This is a genomic window from Thalassospira permensis NBRC 106175 (assembly GCF_000714555.1).
Classification (GTDB): Bacteria; Pseudomonadota; Alphaproteobacteria; order Rhodospirillales; family Thalassospiraceae; genus Thalassospira; species Thalassospira xiamenensis.
Map to the genome: position 1 here is coordinate 19,883 of NZ_AUNC01000024.1, position 23,126 is coordinate 43,008.

The window sequence follows — 23,126 nt, forward strand, 5'->3', positions numbered from 1 at the left end:
CACACGCAAGGCATTTTCGCAAAAGAGGGCGCTTCGGTGCCCTCTTTTTTTTGCCTTCGCCCGGGGTCTGAAATATCCCCCGGAATGTCAGGAGCACCCGGATGCTGTCGGGTTGGTAAATTTTTTGAACCGGATAACGAATGCGAAGTAATTGAATCGATTTAATTTACTGCCATTCTCCTGCCGTTTTTATATGATGAAAACCAAATGAAGTCAGGGGATGCCTTGAAAAATACCAACCGGTACGTATATTGAATACAGAAAAAGAGAAAAATGGTGTGAAAATGAGAAACGCTGCCGAGACCCGGACAAAATTGCTGGAGACCGCCATACAATTGCTATGGACCAGCAGCTATCACGATATTGGTGTCAGTGATGTCTGCAAGCATGCAGGGGTTACCAAGGGGGCGTTTTATCATCACTTTGACAGCAAGGCCGCCCTGTTCGCCGCTTCGGCGCGCCATCACTGGGATAAGGGAAAGGACGAACTCAGAGCGATCTTTTCCCCGGAAATTGCGCCACTTGATCAGTTGAACAGCTATATCGATCTGATCATGAACAAACAGAAAAAGCAGGCTATTCCGGGGGATGCCGAGGTTTGTGTCTGCCCGATTTTTACTGCCGGTGGCCAGGTTGGTCCCGAGGATATCGAAATTCAGGACTGTTCACGCGAACTTGCCGAGGAGCAGATCAAGTATCTTGCCTCCATGATTCGCGGCCTTAAGGGCGAGGGCATGCTTTCCGGGGATGCCGATGTGACCCTGCTGGCGCGTCTTGTTTTCCAGTTTGTGCATGGCTTGCTGACCTACGGCAAAGTTTTTAACAGTTTGGATACTGTTCGGTCTGATTTGCGTGTCGGCATCTGCCGGATGCTGGATTTACGCTGTGAATTCAGGGATGTAAAGGCCGAGGAAGCCTCGTTGTCAGTCGCCGGATAATTCATAAAATTTAGAACGCATGTAAATTTTTTTCATTTTCCCCTTGCTAACAAACCGATCGGTACGCATCTTCCCGTTATTCTGTCCGCGAATGCGCGGGTCACGCTATTGGGAAATGGAAAGATGCAATCACGATCCAAACTGAGAATGCTGCTGTCCGCCACAGCTGCAATCGCTGCGATTGCTGCCGGTGGTTACGGGCTAAGCACCATAGGCACCGCCGATGCCGACGAAGCCGTTGCACAGGCTGCACCGCAAATCACCCCCGTCACTGTCCAGGACGTCCACAGCCAGTCTGTCAGGCTTTGGAACAATTTCTCCGGCCGGCTGAGTGCGGTCGAGGAAGTCCAGCTTCGCCCGCAGGTCAGTGGTGCCATTGTCGATATCCGCTTCGAAGATGGTCAGATCGTCAAGCAGGGCGATATTCTCGCCGTGATCGATCCCCGCACATACAAGGCCGCCGTTGACGAAGCCAAGGCGGAACTGGCGGCTGCCCGCCAAACCCTGTCGCTTGCCGCCAAGGAAAAGGCACGCGCTGAAAAACTGGTGGCCAATGGCACCGTTTCCAAACGTGTCTTTGATGAACGCGTCAGCGCCGAACAGGTTGCGCAAAGTCAGGTTAACCGTGCGCTTGCCCAGCTTGAACTTGCCGAAATCGAATTTGACCATGCTTTTGTCAAGGCACCGATTGATGGCCGTGTCAGCCGGGTTGAACTGACCGTCGGCAATCAGGTCAATGCCGGGCCGAATGCCCCGGTTCTGACCACCATTGTCTCGACCGGAAAAATCTATGCCGATTTCGATCTGGATGAACAAACCTATTTCGCCAGCATCTATGACGCCAATAAAGTCAGCGGCGCGGATCAGAAAATCCCGGTCCGCATGACCATCGCCGGTGGCAAGACAATTGACGGATTTATCCACAGTTTCGATAACCGGATCGATACCCGTACGGGCACCATCCGGACCCGCGCCCTGTTTGACAACAGCGACGGCGCACTTCTGCCCGGCAGTTTCGCCAGCCTGCAACTCGGCACCTCGGCCGAACAGGATGTCATCCTGATTGCACCCGACGCCATCAGCACCGATCAGGACCGCAAATTCGTTTACGTGGTCCAGTCGGACAATACGGTTGCCTATCGTCAGGTAACGCTGGGGGCCGAAGTTGACGGGCGTCGTATCGTGACCTCCGGGCTTGAACCCGGTGACATGGTGATTGTGAACGGGATCATGAAAGTCCGGCCCGGTATGCCTGTTGCTCCTGAAATTCTGCAGGCCTCGGCATCCTGACGGATGCTTGACTGCGCGCAAAAGCTAGGCTGACTGTTATGCAGAATATATCCAGATTCTTTGTGGATCGCCCGATTTTCGCTGGCGTTCTATCCGTCCTGATATTGTTATCAGGTTTGATTGCCATGCTGAATTTGCCGATTTCCGAATATCCGGAAGTCGTGCCACCGACCGTCGTGGTCGAAGCGCAATTCCCCGGTGCAAACCCGGCCGAAATTGCCCAAACCGTCGCCTCCCCGCTTGAAGAACAGATCAACGGGGTCGAAGGGATGCTTTATATCAATTCGCTGGCGACGACCGATGGTCGTCTCAGCCTGACCGTGACCTTTGAAATCGGGACCGACCCCGATCTGGCCCAGCAAAAGGTCCAGAACCGGGTCTCGCAGGCCGAACCGCGCCTGCCCGATATCGTCCGTCAGCTTGGCGTGACGGTGTCAAAACAATCCCCGGATCTGACGATGGTGGTGCATCTGCTCTCGCCAAATGACCGCTACGACATGCTGTATCTGCGCAACTATGCGACCCTGAATGTCAAGGATCAGCTGGCCCGCATCAAGGGTGTCGGGCAGGTCGGTCTGTTCGGATCGGGTGATTACGCCATGCGCATCTGGCTTAACCCGGACAAGGTTGCCGAACGCGGCCTGACGGCGGGTGATGTCGTATCGGCCATTCAAAGCCAGAACGTGCAGGTCGCCGCCGGCACCATTGGCGGCGCGCCCTATGATACCGGTGTGCAGTTCCAGTTGCCGATCAATGTCCACGGGCGTCTCGAAACACCCGATGAATTTGCCGAAATCATCGTCAATCGCGACGAAGACGGCACCGTAACCCGTCTTGGCGATGTCGCCCGCGTCGAGCTGGAGGCACAGCAATATGCGCTGCGGTCCCTGCTTGATAACAAATCGGCTGTTGCCCTGCCGATCTTTGCCTCGCCCGGGTCGAACGCGCTTGAAATTTCAAGCAACGTTCGCGCAACCATGGCAGAGCTTAAGCAGAACTTCCCCGAAGGTCTTGAATACAGCATCGTTTACGATCCGACCGTCTTTGTTCGAAGCTCGATCAAGTCGGTGATCAAAACCCTGCTCGAAGCCGTCGCCCTCGTTGTTGTGGTGGTGACGATCTTCCTGCAGACATGGCGTGCCTCGATCATTCCGCTGCTGGCCGTGCCGGTGTCGATTGTCGGGACCTTTGCCCTGATGCTGTTGCTGGGATTCTCGATCAACGTGCTGTCGTTGTTCGGTCTGATCCTCGCCATCGGGATCGTGGTCGATGATGCCATCGTGGTGGTCGAAAACGTCGAACGTAACATCGAACGTGGTTTGTCACCGCGCGATGCAACCGTGGCTGCGATGCGCGAAGTCACCGGCCCGATCATCGCAACCTCGCTGGTCATCACCGGCGTGTTCGTGCCGATTGCCTTCATCAGTGGCCTGACCGGGCAGTTCTATCAACAGTTCGCCCTGACAATCGCCATCGCAACGATCATTTCAACCATCAACTCCCTGACGCTCAGCCCCGCATTGTCGGCACTTCTGCTGAAACCCCATGATGCGCCAAAGGACTGGCTGACCCGTGCGATGGACTTTGTCTTTGGCTGGTTCTTCCGCTGGTTCAACCGGTTCTTCAACCGCAGTACGGAACTGTATGGCGGGGGTGTCAAACGGTTGCTGGGGATGAAAACCATCATGATGGCGGTTTATGCCGGATTGCTGGTTCTGACCTGGCAGGGTTTCCAGATTTTGCCATCCGGCTTCATTCCGTTGCAGGACAAACAATATCTGGTCAGCTTCGCACAATTGCCGCAGGGCGCGACGCTTGATCGCACCGAAGAAGTCATTCGCGAAATGTCTGACATCGCATTGGCCGAACCCGGTGTCGAAAGTGCCGTGGCCTTCCCGGGCCTGTCGATCAACGGTTTTGTAAACAGTTCAAGTGCCGGCATCGTCTTTGTCGCCTTGACCGACTTTGACAAACGCAAATCCGATGACCTGTCGGGGCTGGCAATTGCCGGTAAACTGCAACAGAAATATGCCGCACTTGACGAGGCCTTTGTTGCCATCTTCCCGCCGCCCCCGGTTCAGGGTCTTGGCACGGTCGGTGGTTTCAAATTGCAGGTACAGGACCGCACCGATCAGGGTTATCGTGCGCTTGACGATGCGATGAAACAGGTATTGGCCAAGGCATGGGCCGCACCCGAACTGACCGGTGTGTTCTCAAGCTACAATATCAATGTCCCGCAATTGCAGGCCAATCTGGACCGCACAAAGGTCCAGCAGCTCGGCATTCCGGTCGATGAAATCTTCCGGACCATGCAGATTTATCTGGGTTCCATGTATGTCAACGACTTCAACCAGTTCGGTCGCACCTATCAGGTGATCGCACAGGCCGACAAACCCTATCGCTCAAGCCCCGAAGACATCCTGCGTCTGCAAACGCGCAACGCGGATGGCGATATGGTGCCGCTTGGCAGTGTTCTTTCCGTATCCGAAACATTCGGCCCGGATACCGCCATGCGTTACAACGCCTTCCGTTCGGCTGATCTGAATGGCAACGCCGCACCGGGCTATTCCAGTGGCGAGGCGGAGGCCGCGATTATCAAGATCCTTGATGAAACCCTGCCGCCGGGCATGTCCTATGAATGGACGGATTTGACCTATCAGCAGATCCTCGCGGGTAACACGGCAATCTTCATCTTCCCGATCTGTATTCTGCTGGTCTTCCTTGTTCTGGCCGCCCAGTACGAAAGCCTGACCTTGCCGCTGGCGGTCATCCTGATCGTCCCGATGAGTACGCTTTCGGCGGCCTTTGGTGTCTATCTGTTCGGTGGGGATAACAACATCTTCACCCAGATCAGTCTGTTCGTTCTGGCCGGACTGGCATCAAAGAACGCCATCCTGATTGTTGAGTTCGCCCGCGAACTTGAACATCAGGGCCGGACAACCGTTCAGGCAGCCATCGAAGCCAGCCGCCTGCGCCTGCGCCCGATCCTGATGACGTCGCTTGCCTTCATCATGGGCGTTGTGCCGCTGGTGATTTCAAGCGGTGCGGGTTCGGAAATGCGCCATGCTATCGGCATCGCCGTGTTTTCGGGCATGCTGGGTGTGACCATCTTCGGTCTGATCCTGACACCGGTGTTCTACGTGCTGGTGCGCAAGATCGGCCGTGGCAACGAGGTTCGTTCACTTGATGGGGCTGACGCGCAGCAGCCCGCGGAGTAACGAAAACCGTTGCACAACAGCCGGACCATAAAGTTCCCCCGACCCCGTGGTCCGGCTGTTTCTTTCTTTTGTGAAATTGATCTCATCTGGTTTCGGTCACGCTTGCCTTGGCGCAACTTCTCCCTATCTTCTGCGCGGAGTATTCGTCAAAGGAAGTGTCGACCATGAATTATGTGCGTACAGGTTTGTTGCTGGCGGGCTTGACCGCGCTGTTTGGCGCAGTCGGCATGATGATTGGCGGGCAACAGGGCATGATCATCGCATTGCTGTTTGCTGCGGCGATGAATGTGTTTGCCTATTGGAATGCGGATTCCATGCTTTTGCGCATGCGCGGTGCAAAGCAGGTGGATGACCGCACCGCACCCGAACTGGTATCGATGGTGCGCGAACTGGCGCAGAATGCCGGGCTGCCGATGCCCAAGGTCTATGTGATCGATAATCCCCAGCCCAATGCCTTTGCCACCGGACGTAATCCCGAAAACGCAGCCGTCGCCGCAACCAGCGGCCTGATGCAGTTGCTTGATCGCAATGAAATTGCCGGTGTGATGGCCCATGAACTGGCCCATATCAAAAACCGCGATACTCTGACCATGACGATCACCGCCACCATCGCCGGGGCGATTTCCGCCTTGGCCAACTTTGCCATGTTTGCCGGCATGTTTGGCGGGGGGCGCAATGAAAACAACAATCCGCTGGGCGGGGTGGGGATGATCCTTGTTGCCATTCTGGCACCGCTTGGCGCGATGCTGGTGCAAATGGCAATCTCGCGTACCCGCGAATACGAAGCCGACAAGATCGGCGCTGAAATCTGCCGCCATCCGATGTGGCTGGCCTCCGCCCTTAACAAACTGGACAAGGGCGTTCATGCCATTCCCAATATGGATGCCGAACGCAATCCGGCGACCGCGCATATGTATATCGCCAACCCGCTTTCGGGCAAAGGTGTGGACAATCTGTTCTCAACCCATCCGAGCATGTCAAACCGGATTGCCAAATTGCGTGAAATGGCGGGCGCGCCACAATCGGGAGCTGCCGCACCGGCAAAATCCGGTCCGTGGTCCGGGGCGGCAAAGGATCGCCGGGTGCGTCGTCGCCCCTGGAATTAATCTAAGTTACTAGAATTTTGGGGGTTTTCCCGACCCCGACCTATACAAACCTTGCCGGTTTTATCCTTCGGTATGGTGCGAAATGCGATGGCGTATGATTGACGCCGCCGCCGCTGCACGAGATTATATCATAATCGTCTAAGTCAACCTCCGGCCACGGACGGATGGCGACGGATGTTTGAGAAGGGGATAAATGGCGGGCTTCTGGTCGATGGTCGGGCTTGTTTTCAAGTCCATCTTTACAGCCGGGGAAACGGTTGAAAACGGTTCTGCGTCGGTCGATGGACCGGACGAACGTGTTGAGCCATGTCTGTATGCCGTTGCCCACTTTGTCCCCGAAGATCCATCCGGAACGCCATTGCCCGATCAGGTTGGTGACTGGGTGAAACGCACCCTATCGGATATCCCCGATACTGCGCCACTGTCGTTGGGACGGCATTTCACAATCAGTACCGATATTGCCGATGCCTTTCAGGCGGTGCGCGAAGCCCATGCTGGTGTATTGAACCTTGCCCGGCGTCAGGATGCTACGGCGGTATTCTGGGGGCAGACCAATCCGGTGAACGGATTGCTGGAAGTTCATTTCAGCAACGACATGCTGGTTTCCCCGCTTTATGAATTGCTGCTGCCATTGGTTCACACCTTTCGTCAGCCACAGCATAAAGATACCGCAGCGGCCCTTCATATCCTTCTGACATGTGAATTGCTGGCGCGTGCACGTGGCCGTGATCTGCGTGCGTTGCAGGTGGCACGCCTTGCATCTCACCTTGATGACCTTCAGGAACGGATCAATAACGGCGAAAACTTTGCCGATGTCGGGCAGGGCGTGACAACAGCCTATGTTTTTGGTGCGGTTATGCTGGCTGAAACGGGTGAACGCAGCTATTGCCTCAGTGCCATCCGGGCAATTGAACCGATTGTCCGTCAATTCCTGACCCTGGCCGCGGAAACGCCAAAAGACAGCAAAACGATCAAAAAGCCGACCGGTCTTCTGAATGAAAGGGTCGTTCAGCAGGAAACCGTTGAAACCATAAAAAAAACCGAAGACATGTTGCGCGGGGTTGCGGATCTGTCACTGATTGATCCGGAACGCTCGGCGATCATGGCGTTGTATGGCACGCTTTTGAACTGGTCGATGGTAAGCAATATGAACGCGCGTTCAGGCGCAACAGCCATCGGCGTCTGGAAGCTTCTGGAACGCCGTTTTGAATTGATGGCGGGCACGCCGGTTTCGCGCGCGATTGCCATTGGCAAACTTGGCGAAGCCACGATGATCCATGCCAAGGAAATTGACGATATCGAAATGGCCGAAACGGCCAGTGGCCATTATCGTCGGGCGCTGGGACTTGTGAATGCCAAGGCCCACACCGTTTTATATGCCCAGATTGCCTATGGTCTGGCGGAGTCTGTTGTCGCCCAGTCCACGATTGGCAGCGTCGGTGTCGTTGCCGAACAGGTTATTCCGGTCTTTCAGGCGGCTCTTAAAGTCTGTTCAAGACGCGATCATCCCTATCTTTGGGGGCGGGCGATGTTCGCGCTTGGCAGTGTGCAATTTTCCCTTGGTGCCGCCGAAAAAGACCTTAAGACAATTTCGCATGCACGGATGAATTTCTCTCAGGCTTACGACGCCTTCGACGAGGCTGCTGCACGCGGGGCAGCGCGCGCTGCCTCGGGCAGTTTCACCCGCGCCGAAAACATGATGCACCAGCTTTCGCAACGCCAGGCAGTAATCGATGCGACCGGCGGCGCAGGAGAAGCCAAGGCTTCGTAAGGGATTTCCGGCAAAATGGTGCAGATTAAACACAAAACGCTTTAAATCAGACAAAAGAAAACCCCGCAGCCTTTCGGATGCGGGGTTTTCCGACTGCGAATGCCGGGGATCAGTTCTATTCGCGATTACCGAAGAACTGAAGCAGCATTACGAACAGGTTCACGAAGTCCAGATACAGCTGCAGGGCGCCAAAGATGGCTTTCTTGCCTGCGGTCGCTTGATCATCGTGCTCATGGTAGCTTTCCTTGATCCGCTGGGTGTCATAGGCGGTCAGACCGGTAAAGATCAGAACGCCCGCACCCGAGATCACGAACTGAAGCATCGAGCTGCCAAGGAAGATATTCACGACACTGGCCAGGATGATCCCGATCAGACCCATGAACAGGAAGCTTCCCCAACCCGACAGGTCTTTCTTCGTCGTATAGCCGTAAAGGCTCATCGCGGCGAAGGTGCCTGCGGTGATGAAGAAGGTCCGTGCGATGCTTTCACCCGTGTAAACGAGGAAGATCGACGACAGCGACAGACCCATCAGTGCTGCATAAACCCAGAAGGTTGCCTGTGCCGCACCAAAACTCATTTTATGGATGCGGAAGCTCAGGAACAGGACAAGCCCGATCGGAGCCAGCATCACGATCCAGTGCAAACCGGTTCCGAAAATCGCCTGCATCAGGGTAGGGCTGGTCGACACAGCCATCGCGACGATACCGGTCAGGGCAAGTGCAGATGCCATATAGTTGTAGACACGCAGCATATAGGCGCGGAGACCTTCATCAATCTCGGCCGCCGACCGGCCAACCGAGACGTCATAGCCGCGTTGACGCGTTTCAAAAGCCATTGAAATCCCTCTTTGATCCATAACGGGCAGAATGTTCATAGAACTCTGCAATGCTGAAAATATGGCAGCATTTCCGTGAAAAGCAACGGTTTGGCTAATTGTGGTGTCCCCGGAACTGACAATATTGTGATCTTGTTCACTTCGTCTCGAAACGCGATTTTCTGACCATTTCGGCCTATAATTTCGTATCCTTTCAAAGGATCGGTACTGTTACGCGCGGTTTCGCCCCGGTTCAGGTGGCGGTTTGGGTCGTCGATGGGAAAAAAAGTTTTCGATAACAACGGCATATTGAAAACCTGTGGATCGAACATGTTCTTGTTCATCTCGCGGGTGGGGCGTGCGTCGTTGCTCGGTTTTGTCCTGTCGCTTTTCGCCGTTTCCGTCGCATCGGCACAGAATCCGAATTTCGTTGCTTCCAAAAAGGCAAACGAGGTGCCGGTATTTGATGCGGTTTATCCCGAAGATGAATTTTGTGCGACGGCGGGTGTCGGTGGCCTATGTGCTGCCGAACCGGTGGATGTGCCCGAATTTGACGCCAATTTCATTTATCGCTTCGTTGCCTACGAAGCACAGCGGCCGTTTGACCGTTTCTCATGGCAGGCAATGGTTTCGCTGGTCTGGCCTTACGATGGTGACGGGAATCCGATTGATGCCGGGTACCGGCACCCCGATGCCGGGTACGCATGGTGGGAAACCTATCGTGACAAATATTCATTGTTTGCCGGGGCGTCGGCACCCGATGATCAATGTCGCAACGATCTGCCCGACGGGGCTTTGTTGCTATCGGCCTTCGTGCAGGCGTCTGGTGACGTGCTGATTGATCAGGCGGGAAACTTCGTTCTGTACGAAACACGCGTGAATGATATTGCCGCTGATTATATCCGTTGGAATGGCCTTGATAGTGCCGCCGGTCGCATGGCCTTTGCCCAAAGTGGCCAGTCTGTCGGCTTCCCGATTCTAAAGCTGTCTGCGGGGGCGGGAACCTCGCCACTCGAAAATGCAAATCTGCTGGCCAGCGACAAGACGTCTTTCAAGCCCGGCGCGCAAATGATCAAGTTTGCCTGGCGCATCATGACCGATCCCACCGATCAGGAACGCTATTATACAAAACCGGCCCGGATTGCTGTTGCGCCAAAGGATGCCGTTGATGGCAGGGCAAAATGTCTGGATGTGACGGTCGGGATGGTCGGTTTGCACATCGTTCAGCGTGTCAAAAGCGGCAATGGGGATCGCTGGATATGGTCGACATTCGAACATGTCGATAACGCACCACTGGCATCAAATGCACGCCGCCCCAACAGCATCATCGCCAATGACCTGTTCCCCGACGGTTGTCTGGGCCCGGACAAAACCGATCGTGATTACGTTTTTTATGACGGTGTCGACCGTGCCGACCATCTTGCCAATCAGATCGTACAATCCGATTTACGCTGGGCTGACGAGCCACCCTATGCCCGTGATCCGGATGGCAATCGCGTCACTGCGCCCGATATCGTCCGTTGCTGGCGGCTTTTTTCCGGAACGGCAGAGGCGAATTTCGTCTGGCAGCGGAAACTGGGTGACAGTGTCTGGAAAAACTATTTTCTGGTCGGCACCCAATGGATCGGAAATGGCGGCGGGGCCCCGTTCGGGGTGGGCGAAGTTCCCCGATTCTTAAGTAACGTCGCCCTTGAAAGCTTTATCCAGCATCAAATGGATGGCACCTGCCTTGGCTGTCATTCCACCGCGTTTACCGATGCCGGGCAACCGTCCAATTTTACCTTCCTGCTCGATCCGGGCCGCTAGCGGGTACTGCGTCATGTGGTGCCGGTCTGATCACGACAAAATGGTTCATATTTGCCGATGCATCGACTAGCATGTGCCGACCAAAACGTCGTGAAATCAAAAAATCAAAAAGACGTGGCGGATACAGGGAGGAAACATGCTACCGGTTCGTGCGGATTACGCGTCGGTGCGTTCGGATTTTGTCTGGAACGTGCCTACTCATTTCAATATTGGTGTCGATGTTTGCGACAAATGGGCAGACGACCCTGATCGTCTTGCCCTGATGTATCGCAGGCGCGATGGATCGCGCCGCGATTACAGCTTTGCGCAGCTCAAACGTCTGTCGAACCGTTTTGCCAATGTCATGCGCCGTCATGGCATTCGTCGCGGGGATCGGGTCGGTATTCTGTTGCCACAAAGCCCCGAAACCGCCGTGGCCCATATCGCCACCTATAAAATGGGTGGCATTGCCGTGCCGCTTTTCAACCTGTTCGGGGTCGAGGCCCTTGAATACCGGCTTGGCAACTGTGCCGCAAAGGCACTGGTGACCGATCAGGAAGGGGCGCGCAAAATTGCTGAAATCCGCGATCTGCTTCCGGCGCTTGAATATGTCTATGTGATTGATGGTGCGCCCGATGGCTGTTTTGATTTCAAGGCACTCTCGGCCGAGGCCAGCGATGAATTCGAACCGGTCAAGACGCGCGCCGATGAACCGGCCCTGATCATTTACACATCGGGCACCACCGGCCAGCCAAAGGGCGCGCTGCATGCCCATCGCGTGCTTTTGGGTCATTTGCCCGGTGTGGAAATGTCGCATGACTTCTTTCCACAGGACGGCGATGTCATGTGGACCCCGGCCGACTGGGCATGGATTGGCGGGTTGCTTGATGTCCTGCTGCCGGCCTGGCATCACGGCAAGCCGGTCGTGGCCCATCGCTTTGAAAAATTCAGTGCCGAGGCCGCCTTTGGCCTGATTGCCGAATATGGCGTGCGCAATACCTTCCTGCCGCCAACCGCGCTCAAGATGATGCGCGCCGCTGGCGATGATGTGGCGGCAAAGTTCAAGTGCAATATTCGCTCCATCGCAAGCGGTGGGGAAACATTGGGTGTAGAACTTCTGGATTGGGGGCGTCGCGTGTTTGGCGTCACCATCAACGAGTTTTATGGTCAGACCGAATGCAACATGGTGGTCAGTTCCTGTCAGTCGATCATGGCCCCCAAACCCGGCGTGATGGGCCGTGCGGTGCCGGGGCACGAGGTCGCGGTGATTGATATGGCCGGGAATGTCCTGCCTGCCGGTGAAATGGGCCGGATTGCGGTTCGGTCGCCTGATCCGGTGATGTTTCTGGAATATTGGCGCAACCCCGAAGCCACCCGCGAAAAATTCATCGGGGAATGGCTTCTGACCGGCGATATGGGGCAGCTTGACGAGGATGGCTATATCCGTTTTGTCGGGCGCGATGATGATCTGATCAGTTCGGCAGGGTATCGCATCGGCCCGGGCGAGATCGAGGATTGCCTGATCGGCCATCCCGCCGTGCGCATGGCCGGTGTGATCGGCAAACCCGACGAACAGCGCGGCCAGATCGTCAAGGCCTTCGTCGTGCTGGCCGACGGGATCGCGCAAAGTCCGGAACTTGAAGCCGATATCCGTGATTTCGTCAAAACCCGGCTGGCCGCCCACGAATATCCGCGTGAAATTGCCTTCATGGAACAACTGCCAATGACCACAACCGGCAAGGTCGTTCGTCGTGCGCTTCGTGATCTGGCATGATTTCCGACGATACCCAATCGAAATGAAAAGGGCCGGTCTGTGATGGACCGGCCCTTTTTGGTGTTATGTACGGCGCGCTATTCGTTACACAAAAGCGGTGCCGCCGGGCTGCGCAATGCCTGCCACGTCCCGATGAAACCCGCCGACAGGGTCGCCGCCAACCCAATCGCAATCGGGCCAAAGATCGTCATCGGCAGGAACGTCCAGCTCGCTTCCATGATCAGCACCAGAACCGACCAGGCCGCAAGACTGCCAAACAGGGCGGCAATCACCCCGGTGGCAAGTCCCAAAATCCCGTATTCCAGCGCATAGGCATAAAGGATGTTGCCGCGTGTCGCCCCAAGAGTCTTAAGGACAACCGCATCATAAATCCGTTTGCGCCGCCCGGCGGCAACTGCGCCTGCAAGGACCAGAACACCGGCGACAATCGCAATCGAACTGGTCGCGTTAAGTGCGGTTCCGATCCCGGCCAGAATGGCATTGGCGGCTTCAAGCGCCTCGCGCACCCGGATCGCCGACACATTGGGGAAATCCATGCCAATCATGCGATCAACCGGTTCTTCCATCTCGCGTGGCATATGCGCCGTCGCAATCAGGCTATAGGGCGCCTTGTCGATCAGGCCCGGCGAAAACACCATCGCGAAATTCATCCGAAGGCTCTGCCATTCGATTTCGCGCCAGTTGGCAATCTCGGCGGTGATGTCGCGGCCCAGCACATTGACGGTCAATGTATCACCCGGCTCCAGTGAAAATGCCTCGCCAATATCGCGCGAGATGGAAACAAGCGGCTTGGCCCCGTCGTCATAATCAGCCGGCCACCATTCCCCGCGTACGATCTCGGTTTCGGGCGGCGGACTTGCGGCAAAGGTCAGGCCACGATCCCCGCGCAGGAACCAGCGATCATCCCCCGGACCAACATCATTGGCATCAACCCCGTCAATCGCAACCACCCGGCCACGCAGCATCGGTGTTTGTTCGATATCCGAAACGTTATCTTTTTCAAGAAGTTGCGTTTTGAACTGATCCATCTGATCAGGTCGGATATCAAGGAAGAAGAAGGCCGGGGCCGAGTCCGGCAGATTTTCCGATATTTCGTGATCCAGATTTCCCTCGATCCCCGAAATCGTCACCAGCAGCGTCAGACCAAGCCCAAGCGACAGCGCAATCGGCACCGTGCTGGCACCCGGCCGATGCAGGTTTGCCAGCGCCAGACGGCTAAAGGCATTGCGCCCGCCGGTCATCCGTTTTGAAATCGATACAATTGCCTTGCCCGCCGCGGCAAAAACCGCAATCGCCAAAAGCGATCCGGCGATAAAGCCAATCGCGATCTCGCGATCCGTCGCGGTGAAGACCGTAAGCAGAAGCAAAAGGATAAGCGGCACACCAACATAAGGCAGGTCACGCTTACTTAACGCGCTGCCATTCATCAATCCCGCACTGGCCCGGAAAAGCCGGGCTGCCGGAATTTCACGTGCACGCAAAAGCGACGGCATGGCAAAGACCAGCGTGGTCAGAACACCAAACGCGGTCGCAATCAGAAGCGACGGCAATGCCGGGCCCAATGTCACATCAATTGGCAAACGCCCGGCCAGAAGCGGCGCAATAATCGCCGGTGTCACCGCCCCGATCAGAAGCCCGATACCGATCCCGACAAGCGACAGCATCAGGATTTGCAGGAAGTAAATCCGCAACACCAGCCCATGTGATGCTCCGATGGATTTAAGCGTCGCGATAACGGATGTTTTGCTTTCGATATGGCTGCGCACCGCATTGGCAACACCAATCCCGCCAACCAGCAATGCCGAAAGCCCCACCAGTGTCAGAAACAGCGTCAGCCGTTCGATAAACCGCCGCAGGCCCGGATTGGCATCCGATACGTCACGCACGCGCCACCCGGCATCCTCGAACTGTGTATCAAGCCGGTCGCGAAACACCTTCGGCGTTTCCGCATCATTCAAATCCAAAGCGTAATAATAATTGATCAGGCTGCCGGGCTGCACCAGTCCGGTCTCGGCAAGGGCATCCATCGACACCATCAAACGCGGGCCGAAATTGAAAAAGCCGACGGCCTTGTCGGGCTCGGTCGCGATCACACCGCGCACCTGAATATTGATATCGCCAAGGCGAACCGTATCGCCAACCTTGATCTTCAACCGTTCCAGAAGCCCGGCCTCGGCCACACCGCCCCAGACATCGTCCTTCTTGGCAAGTGCGCCGTCAAACGGAATGCCATCGGCAAGTTCCATCTCGCCAAACAGCGGATAGACATCATCAACCGCCTTAAGCTCGACCAGCCTGCGCTGCTCCGGCCCGTAGGCAGTGGCGCGCATGGTCGCAAGCCTGCCCATGCGTTCGGTATTTTCCGAAAGCCAGCTTTGCTGTTCCTCGGTTGCGGGCATATGCACAAGCCGAAGCTCGACATCCCCGCCCAGAAGTGCGCGGCCATCGCGCTCCAGCGCATTTAAAACGGATTCCGAAACGTTTCCGACCGCGGCAATGGAACCAACGCCAAGCGCAAGGCACGCCAGAAAAATGCGAAAGCCCGAAAACCCGCCGCGTAGTTCGCGTCGGCAGACCCGCCACGCAATCGACCACAGCTTTTCCGCCCCGTTGGGGGATTGGGAAATACGGCTCATATGTCGGCATCCTGTTGCGTAACGATTTCCCCGTCGCGCAGCATGATCGACCGGTCGCACCGCGATGCCAGCCCCGGATCATGCGTAATCAGAAGCAATGTCGATCCCTTGCGTTTCGCCAGATCAAACAGCAATTCGATAATCGTTTCGCCCGTGGCCCCGTCAAGATTGCCGGTCGGCTCATCCGCCAGAAGCAGTTCCGGGTCGGTCGCAAGCGCACGTGCGAGTGCCACGCGCTGCTGTTCCCCGCCGCTCAACTGGCCCGGATAATGCCCGATCCGATGACCAAGCCCGACGGCCTTAAGCTCTGCCTCGGCCCGCTCAAACGCATCCTTGCGTCCGGCAAACTCCATCGGAAGGGCGACGTTTTCAAGGGCTGTCATGGTCGGCACAAGGTGGAAGTCCTGAAACACGATGCCGACATGATGGCGGCGATAAAGGGCCAGACCATCTTCATCAAGCTTGCGCAAATCCTCGCCACAGATATTGATCGTGCCCGCCTGCGCCTGTTCCAGCCCGGCAATCACCATCAAAAGCGACGTTTTGCCCGATCCCGATGGCCCGACAAGGCTGACACGTTCACCGGCATCAATCTGGATATCGACCCCTTTGAGGATATCAACAATCCCCGCCGGTCCCTTAAGGCTCAGCTTAAGACCGGAAACATCGACGGTGCGCTGGCGCGCTGCCTCTGTCGTATTCGCTGTTTTTTCCGGCATAGAGGCAGTTTCGGTAACACTCATTACGGGTCCAATCGGGCTAAGGCATTGCAGGGGCGAAGAAACGGGTTAAATAACTGTACGGAATTTGGTGTCACCAGTTCAGATTTGACTTCAGATTTGACGATCTCAGGGTAACCGATGGGTGACCAGCAGGTAACCAGAGGCTAACCGTCTGTGCAAGATGACAAAACATAAGGTGAGATTTGTGGCATACACGCTGTTCGGGCAAGACCCGGCTGTTAACCAGTTCACTTTCAAGCAAAAGCCCGGATTGTTCGAAGGGCTTTCCCGCCGCCTGTTTCGATTTGCCGGGATGGGTTTTGGTATTCTGATTGGCGCCATGAGCCTGTTTGGCATTCATGATGCCCAAGCCGCCGACAATGCGGCAAACAACACTGCCGACAATGCCCCGCAAACCCTGATGCTTTATGGTGACAGCCTGATGGCGGGCTATGGCCTCTCGCACGAGGATGGCTTTGCCACCAGGCTTGAAGCCGCCCTTCGCGATGCCGGGCATAACGTCAAGGTCATCAACAGTTCGGTTTCCGGCGATACGACGGCGGCGGGTCTTTCGCGCCTTGAATGGGCGCTGGTCGATGATCCCGATATCGTGTTGCTGGAACTGGGTGCCAATGACGCGCTTCGCGGGGTGGAACCATCCCAGACCCGCGAAAATCTTGATGAAATCATCGGAAAACTGCGCGACCGCGATGTTGCGGTCCTGTTGGCCGGGATGATGGCACCACCCAATATGGGCAAGGAATACGGGGCTGAATTCAATGAAATCTACCCCGAACTGGCAGCAGAATATCAGCTCGCCTTCTATCCCTTCTTCCTTGATGGGGTCGCCGCCGATTCCAGCCTTAATCAGGATGACGGCATCCATCCCAATGCCGACGGGGTCAAGGTGATCGTTGAACGCATCCTGCCGAAGGTGATTGACGTTCTCGAAGCAGATTCCTGATTTTCCGCCTCCGCACCAACCGCATTCAGGTGACCGGATTTCTCAAAGGCTGTACCCGTTGGTGCAGCCTTTTCTTCTTGCGGTGGAATTCGATAATTCCTTTTATAACAAATAATTGCTGGGCGGTATTGGCATGAAAATACAGGATTTCCATCGCCCTCGAGGATCAGTTTCGACAGAAACCGCTCCGAAAAACTACATACGTAGATAGAATTAGAAAGCAAACCGAAACGATTTTGGTGGGTCAGGGCAGGACAAAGTCGATCTGCCCGCGTTCGCGAGTTTATGTTTTTATTATCAATGAGTTGTATGGTTTCAGGGTCGGCTGGGAAATGGTAAAAACCGGCCCGAAAATGGCCCAAAAGCCCTCAGAACACCTGATTGAGTGTGAAATTAACACATCATTTACTTTCGGTTATGTTTCGAATATCCCGATCCGCAACTACATTTGTAGTCATCTCTGGTTTGATCTGACAGAACAAATGCAAACAAGACGTTAATTCAGCCAAATTGACGCCGTTGCCGCCGGGGCAAACCAAAGCATAAAAATCGAATATACCTCAATAATAACAATATCTTATGGATTTTCCTCCGTTTATGGGGCCGCAAACATGGGTGATCCATTCTTGCGGGCGGGCTAAGGGGCTGAAACTCAGGCGAAGAATCGATAATGCGGGAAAAGATATTTTAATATCAACTACTTATTCTGTCTTTGCGTTATGGGGAACCCCTGCGAAATCGCCTGTTTTGCCTGTGGATGAATCGGAAGCGATTCAATTTTGCCTACAACCGCAGTTGCAGCCGGGTTCTCCCGCCGCTACACTTTAGCCAAATTGATCTTCTCAATCGGGATTGCGGTGGTTTTTCCGCCGTAAGATATTGATTTAAATTGATATATATCGGGCAAGGGTGATGGCGGCACAATCAGTCAAACAATCCTACACCATTCCGTGTTCTTCGATGTTCCGTGATGCTGTTCTCGCACTGGCCGCCAAACGCGGGGTCAATGCGGCCGATCTGGCGCGCTCCGTCATGCTGATTGTGCCCGAAGGCGCGATTGAAGATTACGAGGACCCCGGCGATCCGCCGCCGGGTGATCGTGAAACCATCGTCCTGAAATCAGGCCCCGCCGAAGGCCGTCCCTGGCGGCGCAAACCAAGACTGCAACTGCGTTTGCCTCCGGGGCATTCAATCATCGCGGTGCGCAAGGCGCTCAATATGGCGCTGCATTTCGACAAGGGCGAAGTCAAGATGCGCGTTGAAAAGGCCGATATCCTTGCGGCCGAACGCAAGGCACTGGAAGAAGCCCACGCCATCCGAAAACGCCAGGCCGAACCGCCCGTCGAACTTCTGCAATCGCGCGAGGAACTTGAACGTCTGCGCGCCATTGTCGATAATCTGGCGTTCGAGCCACTTGATCGCGGCGTCACCACCTTTAACGAAGCCCTGCATGTCATGGGCTTTGCGCCCAATGCCCGTCCCGACATGAAGTCCATCCGCACCAAATATCGCATTCTGGCCGCCATTCACCACCCCGATAGCAATTATGGCTCACATCAACGCATGACACAGCTTAATGCCGCGATGGATTTGCTGCGCCGACATATTGCCTGACGGGGCAGGGCTGAAATCTTTGTTCGCCCATTGTGAATGGCCCCCCCGAATGCTTAGATAGAGCTTGGATAACCACAAGACCAAGAAAACGGACCGCCACATCATCAGGCAGGTTTTCAAAAAGCGGGAGAATGCATGACGGCTGAATTTCATGCGGCACATGCCAGCGGGGAAAATTGGGCAGCAGTCGCCACCGAACTGGCCGATCAATTGCAAACACAGCCATTGCCGCAACAGGCACTGGCTTTTTTATATGTCTCCGAGGCACTGGCCGCCGATCTCGGCAGCATCCTGACCTTCCTGCGATCCCGCCTGTCGCTTGAACACTGGGTCGGTACTGTCGGGATTGGTGTGTGCGGATCAGGCCGCGCCTATTTCGGGGTTCCGGCCGCCTCCGTGATGGTGGCCCCGATTGATCCGAATGATTTTCATATTTTCGAACCGCTTAAAACCGACAACGATCTCGATGCACCGGAATTGCAGCGGGCGATTGATCGCCTGCAACCGATATTCGGTCTGGTTCACGGCGATCCGGGCGCACCTGACAGCCTGGCCACTCTTTCCGAACTGGCGCGTCTGGGGTCGACCTATCTGGTTGGCGGCATTGCATCGGGCGAACGCGGTGCGCCGCAAATCGCCGACAAGGTCGTCGAAGGCGGCCTTTCGGGGGTTTTGTTTGCCGACAAAACGATTGTGCAGGTCGGAATCAGTCAGGCCTGCACCCCGGTCGGACCGGTGCATCGCGTGACCGAGGGACGCGATGGCATCATCGCAACCCTTGATGACCGTCCGGCACTCGAAGTCTTCAAATCGGAAATGGAAGCCGACGGCAACGAAAATTCCATCGCCTCGGGCCGCTATCACGTTGCCCTGATGGTGCCGGGCTCTGATACCGGCGATTTTGTCGTCCGCAATCTGATGGGGGTTGATCCGCACAATAACCTGATGGCCATCAGCGGCGATGTGCAGGTCGGCGATACCATCCGTTTCGTGCGGCGTGACGGCGTTGCCGCCGAACAGGATTTGCGCCGCATGCTGGCTGATTTGCAAAAACGCCTGCCGGGCAAACCGCGCGGCGCGCTTTATTGCAGTTGTGTCGCCCGCGGGCCGCATCTGTTTGGCACCGAAAGCCGTGAAATGATGATCATCCGCGATGAAATCGGGGATCTGCCGCTCACCGGATTTTACGGCAGTGGCGAGGTCTGCAATGATCGCTTTTACAGCTATACCGGGGTTCTGACCCTGTTCATCTAGGATCAAATGCGTCGAAAATTCATTGCAATTCCATGATGTTGCAAGAAAATTTGCGCTAAAAGCTTTCATCACTCCGCGACCGGGATATATTCATACCATTGAAAATAAAATGCGCCCAATCAGGGCGCAAAAGGGGATTGATCTATGGAATATCGTCGATTGGGTCGGACTGACATCAATGTCAGTGTGATTTGCCTGGGTACCATGACCTGGGGCCAGCAGAATACGCAGGACGAAGCGTTCGAACAGCTCGATTACGCCACCGGCAATGAAATCAATTTCATCGACACCGCCGAAATGTATCCGGTCCCGGCGATGGAAGAAACCTTCACCAGAACCGAAACCATCATCGGCAACTGGCTTGAAAAACGCGGCCGTCGCGATGATCTGGTCATCGCGTCCAAAATTGTCGGCCCGGCAGAACGTTTTCCCTATGTCCGGGGTGGCCCGCGCCTGACCCGCGCACAGATCAACGAGGCGATTGACGGTTCCCTCACACGCCTCAAAACCGACTATCTCGACATTTATCAGCTCCATTGGCCGGACCGGAATTCCAACTTCTTTGGCAAACTCGGTTACGTCCATGACAGCGACGAGGAATTCACCCCGATCGAGGAATCCCTCGAAGCCCTGCATGATCTGGTGCAGGCGGGCAAAATCCGCCATATCGGCCTGTCGAACGAAACCCCGTGGGGCTTGATGAAGTTCCTTGAACTGGCCGAGAAAAAAGGCTGGCCGCGCGTGGTTTCGGTGCAGAACCCTTACGGGCTTTTGAACCGGACCTATGAAGTCGGTCTGGCGGAATGCTCGATCCGCGAAGATGCCGGTCTTCTGGCATACTCACCATTGGGCGGTGGCGCATTGTCGGGCAAATATCTGGGCGGTGCCCGCCCGGAAGGCGCACGTTCATCCATCTGGCCGCAATATTTCGGCCGCTACCTGACGGAAAATGGCATCAAGGCGACCGAGGCCTATGTCAAACTCGCCAAGGATAACGGCCTTGATCCCGCACAGATGGCGCTGGCTTACGTCAATACCCGCCCGTTCCTGACTGCCAACATCATTGGTGCGACCAGCATGGAACAGCTCAAATCAAATATCGGCTCTGCCTATATTGAACTGTCCGACGACGTTCTGGCCGAGATCGAGAAAATCCAGACAACCTGGCCGAACCCTTGCCCGTAAGGCAGGAAGAAACCAGATTAGTCTGAAGCAGACTTAAAAAGGAGGCGGCGCATGTCTATACTGATTTCCGGCAAGGAAACCAATCTTGGTCCCCTGTCCGTGCGCCGCGTCCTGCCACATCGGGATGTCCGGTCTGTCGGTCCGTTTGTGTTTTTTGATCGCATGGGACCGGCATCGTTCGAGCCGGGGCAGGGGGTTGACGTTGCCCCGCATCCCCATATCGGCCTTGCCACCGTCACCTATCTTTTCGAAGGTGCGATCCGCCATCATGACAGCCTTGGCAGTCTTCTGGAAATCCAGCCGGGCGATCTCAACTGGATGAGTGCCGGGCGCGGCATCACCCATTCCGAACGCGAAACCGATGCGGTACGCAACAGCCATCATAAACTCGATGGCCTGCAATTATGGGCGGCCCTGCCCGAAGACGAAGAAGAATCCGATCCGGAATTTTTCCATATCGCCAAGGACGACCTGCCGATCATCGAGGATGCCGGTTTGCATATGCGCCTGATCGCGGGCGAGGCCTTCGGCAAAACCGCCCCGGTTCCGGTCAAATCCAAGCTGTTTTATCTTGATGTCCGCATGGATGCCGGCGCGCAGCTTCTGCTGCCCGGCGAAAATCAGGAAGCCGCCCTTTATGTCGTTTCCGGCAACCTGCGCATTGACGGCGATCTGTATGAACCGGAAAACTTCATCTATATCGCGCCCGAAGAAATTCCCGATATCGTCGCCCAATCCGATTGTCGCGTGATGCTGCTCGGCGGATTGCCGGTCGGTTATCGCCATATCTGGTGGAACTTCGTTTCCAGTTCCAAGGAACGGATCGATAAGGCCAAGGCGGACTGGGCCGCGGGCCGCTTCCCGCAAATCAAGGGCGAGGATGACATCATCCCGCTTCCGGGCCGTTCGACCGGATAAATACCGGGCGATCATCTACTCAAATCCCCATCTGCCAGATTGTCGTGCGTGAGTTCCGAATATGCGTTTGTTTGTTGGCGTCGAAATTCCGGCTGATATTGCCGACGACCTTTACCCGTTGGCGCGCGGGATCAAGGGGCTCGATGCCCAGACCCCGGAAAACATGCACATCACGCTGAAATTCATCGGCAATGTCGATCCCGGTCTGGCCCGCGAAATCGATGCGGCCCTCTCCGAACTCCCGTTCGAACCGTTCGATCTTCGCGTGCAGGGCCTTGGCATCTTTGCATCCGCCCGCAAACTGCGCATTTTCTGGGCCGGTGTCGCAGACCAGCCCGCCTTGCACGCATTGGCAAACCGCGTGGAAAAGGCATTGCTGCGGCTTGAAGAATGCCCGGACATGGACATGCGCAAATTCACCCCGCACATCACCCTTGGCCGCAACCGCGACGCCGCCCGTGCGACCGTCGAACAGGCGGTGGCCGACAATATCGACCTGACATCCCGGACTTTTACCGTCGACCGCTTCTGCCTTTACGAAAGCCACTCCACCGCCGACGGCCCGGAATTTAGGGTGATTGCGGCCTATGACGGATCAAACGGGTAATGCTTCCATTGCCCTGTTTTCCCCCAATGACTACGGCAGCATGACGGCGACAACAGCAGGGCACCCAACCCAAACCGGACGTCCCGCAACTGACGAAGCCCGAACAAACCTGGGGTCCCACAGACGACCATCATGCTCACGGCCCACGCCACGGTGCGTTCCGGCGATGCTGGGCTTCGGGCAACGCCGGACAAATCCCGTGCCTCCACCAGCCACCAGACGCCCCACAGCCTCGCTGCCCGTTCCGGCCCCTTCGCCAATGTCACGACCATGAGGCCCGGACAAACCTCGGGCCTCCAGCAATCTCGCCACCTGACGCCTCACAGACCGCCCACCGGTTCGTTGCCCGCTCCCGCCACGGCGACAATCTGCCACCCCGACGTCCAGACACACCTCGGGCGTTCGCCATTTTTACCGACAGACGGTCTTCGGGCGTATTGCCCCAACCTGTCCACCACCGACGGGCTACAATCCGATGCCGCCACTGCTCCCATTGCTGCCGCTTTCGGCAAATTCGGGGTCCTTTCCCC

General features: G+C 56.0%; 17 protein-coding genes. 13 read left to right on the plus strand and 4 right to left on the minus strand.

Annotated features, from left to right (window positions below; translation table 11 throughout):
* Positions 1-284 precede the first annotated feature (284 nt).
* From SMB34_RS13420 to SMB34_RS13440, 5 genes are all read left to right on the plus strand, one after another.
* Positions 285-938: a TetR/AcrR family transcriptional regulator gene (locus SMB34_RS13420; protein WP_037990756.1), complete on the plus strand. Its 654-nt coding sequence runs from the start codon at positions 285-287 to the stop codon at positions 936-938.
* Positions 939-1,061: 123 nt separating this feature from the next.
* Positions 1,062-2,228, plus strand: a complete 1,167-nt coding sequence (locus tag SMB34_RS13425) for an efflux RND transporter periplasmic adaptor subunit (protein WP_037990757.1) — start codon at positions 1,062-1,064, stop codon at positions 2,226-2,228.
* 38 nt (positions 2,229-2,266) lie between these two features.
* Complete coding sequence (locus SMB34_RS13430; protein WP_007088739.1) at positions 2,267-5,446, plus strand: efflux RND transporter permease subunit; 3,180 nt, start codon at positions 2,267-2,269, stop codon at positions 5,444-5,446.
* 164 nt (positions 5,447-5,610) lie between these two features.
* On the plus strand, positions 5,611-6,552 hold the full coding sequence (gene htpX / locus SMB34_RS13435) for a zinc metalloprotease HtpX (RefSeq protein WP_051682299.1): 942 nt from the start codon (positions 5,611-5,613) through the stop codon (positions 6,550-6,552).
* Between the two features lie 193 nt (positions 6,553-6,745).
* On the plus strand, positions 6,746-8,323 hold the full coding sequence (locus SMB34_RS13440; RefSeq protein ID WP_037990758.1) for a hypothetical protein: 1,578 nt from the start codon (positions 6,746-6,748) through the stop codon (positions 8,321-8,323).
* A 115-nt stretch (positions 8,324-8,438) separates the two neighbouring features.
* Here the strand turns inward: SMB34_RS13440 and SMB34_RS13445 are convergent, their stop codons facing one another.
* A complete protein-coding gene (locus SMB34_RS13445; protein WP_007088742.1) occupies positions 8,439-9,158 on the minus strand; it encodes a Bax inhibitor-1/YccA family protein in 720 nt (239 codons plus the stop codon).
* Positions 9,159-9,467: 309 nt separating this feature from the next.
* Between SMB34_RS13445 and SMB34_RS13450 the strand changes: the two genes are divergently transcribed.
* Both SMB34_RS13450 and SMB34_RS13455 read left to right on the plus strand, forming a co-directional pair.
* A complete protein-coding gene (locus SMB34_RS13450; RefSeq protein ID WP_240478826.1) occupies positions 9,468-10,943 on the plus strand; it encodes a hypothetical protein in 1,476 nt (491 codons plus the stop codon).
* A 136-nt stretch (positions 10,944-11,079) separates the two neighbouring features.
* Positions 11,080-12,696, plus strand: a complete 1,617-nt coding sequence (locus SMB34_RS13455; protein WP_037990762.1) for an acyl-CoA synthetase — start codon at positions 11,080-11,082, stop codon at positions 12,694-12,696.
* Positions 12,697-12,773: 77 nt separating this feature from the next.
* Here the strand turns inward: SMB34_RS13455 and SMB34_RS13460 are convergent, their stop codons facing one another.
* Together SMB34_RS13460 and SMB34_RS13465 are read right to left on the minus strand one after the other, a co-directional pair.
* Positions 12,774-15,332, minus strand: a complete 2,559-nt coding sequence (locus SMB34_RS13460; protein WP_051682300.1) for an ABC transporter permease — start codon at positions 15,330-15,332, stop codon at positions 12,774-12,776.
* Entirely contained in the window at positions 15,329-16,075 is a 747-nt protein-coding gene (locus SMB34_RS13465; protein ID WP_110252387.1) for an ABC transporter ATP-binding protein, read from the minus strand. The genes SMB34_RS13460 and SMB34_RS13465 overlap by 4 nt, the downstream gene beginning before the upstream one ends.
* Before the next feature lie 184 nt (positions 16,076-16,259).
* On the opposite strand from SMB34_RS13465, the gene SMB34_RS13470 reads away from it, so the two are divergent.
* The 6 genes from SMB34_RS13470 (at position 16,260) to thpR (ending at position 22,596) form a co-directional block, all read left to right on the plus strand.
* Positions 16,260-17,018: an arylesterase gene (locus tag SMB34_RS13470; protein ID WP_240478827.1), complete on the plus strand. Its 759-nt coding sequence runs from the start codon at positions 16,260-16,262 to the stop codon at positions 17,016-17,018.
* A gap of 912 nt (positions 17,019-17,930) precedes the next feature.
* On the plus strand, positions 17,931-18,632 hold the full coding sequence (locus SMB34_RS13475) for a J domain-containing protein (protein ID WP_007088749.1): 702 nt from the start codon (positions 17,931-17,933) through the stop codon (positions 18,630-18,632).
* A gap of 135 nt (positions 18,633-18,767) precedes the next feature.
* Positions 18,768-19,886, plus strand: a complete 1,119-nt coding sequence (locus tag SMB34_RS13480) for an FIST signal transduction protein (RefSeq protein ID WP_037990765.1) — start codon at positions 18,768-18,770, stop codon at positions 19,884-19,886.
* 144 nt (positions 19,887-20,030) lie between these two features.
* Positions 20,031-21,071, plus strand: coding sequence for an NADP(H)-dependent aldo-keto reductase (locus SMB34_RS13485; RefSeq protein ID WP_037990767.1), 1,041 nt, complete (start codon positions 20,031-20,033; stop codon positions 21,069-21,071).
* 51 nt (positions 21,072-21,122) lie between these two features.
* Complete coding sequence (locus SMB34_RS13490; protein ID WP_037990770.1) at positions 21,123-21,989, plus strand: pirin family protein; 867 nt, start codon at positions 21,123-21,125, stop codon at positions 21,987-21,989.
* A gap of 61 nt (positions 21,990-22,050) precedes the next feature.
* On the plus strand, positions 22,051-22,596 hold the full coding sequence (gene thpR, locus SMB34_RS13495; protein WP_037990773.1) for an RNA 2',3'-cyclic phosphodiesterase: 546 nt from the start codon (positions 22,051-22,053) through the stop codon (positions 22,594-22,596).
* Positions 22,597-22,916: 320 nt separating this feature from the next.
* Here thpR and SMB34_RS21395 read toward each other — a convergent pair.
* Positions 22,917-23,126, minus strand: a 210-nt coding sequence (locus SMB34_RS21395; protein ID WP_205618052.1) for a hypothetical protein, incomplete at its 5' end; no start/stop codon positions are given.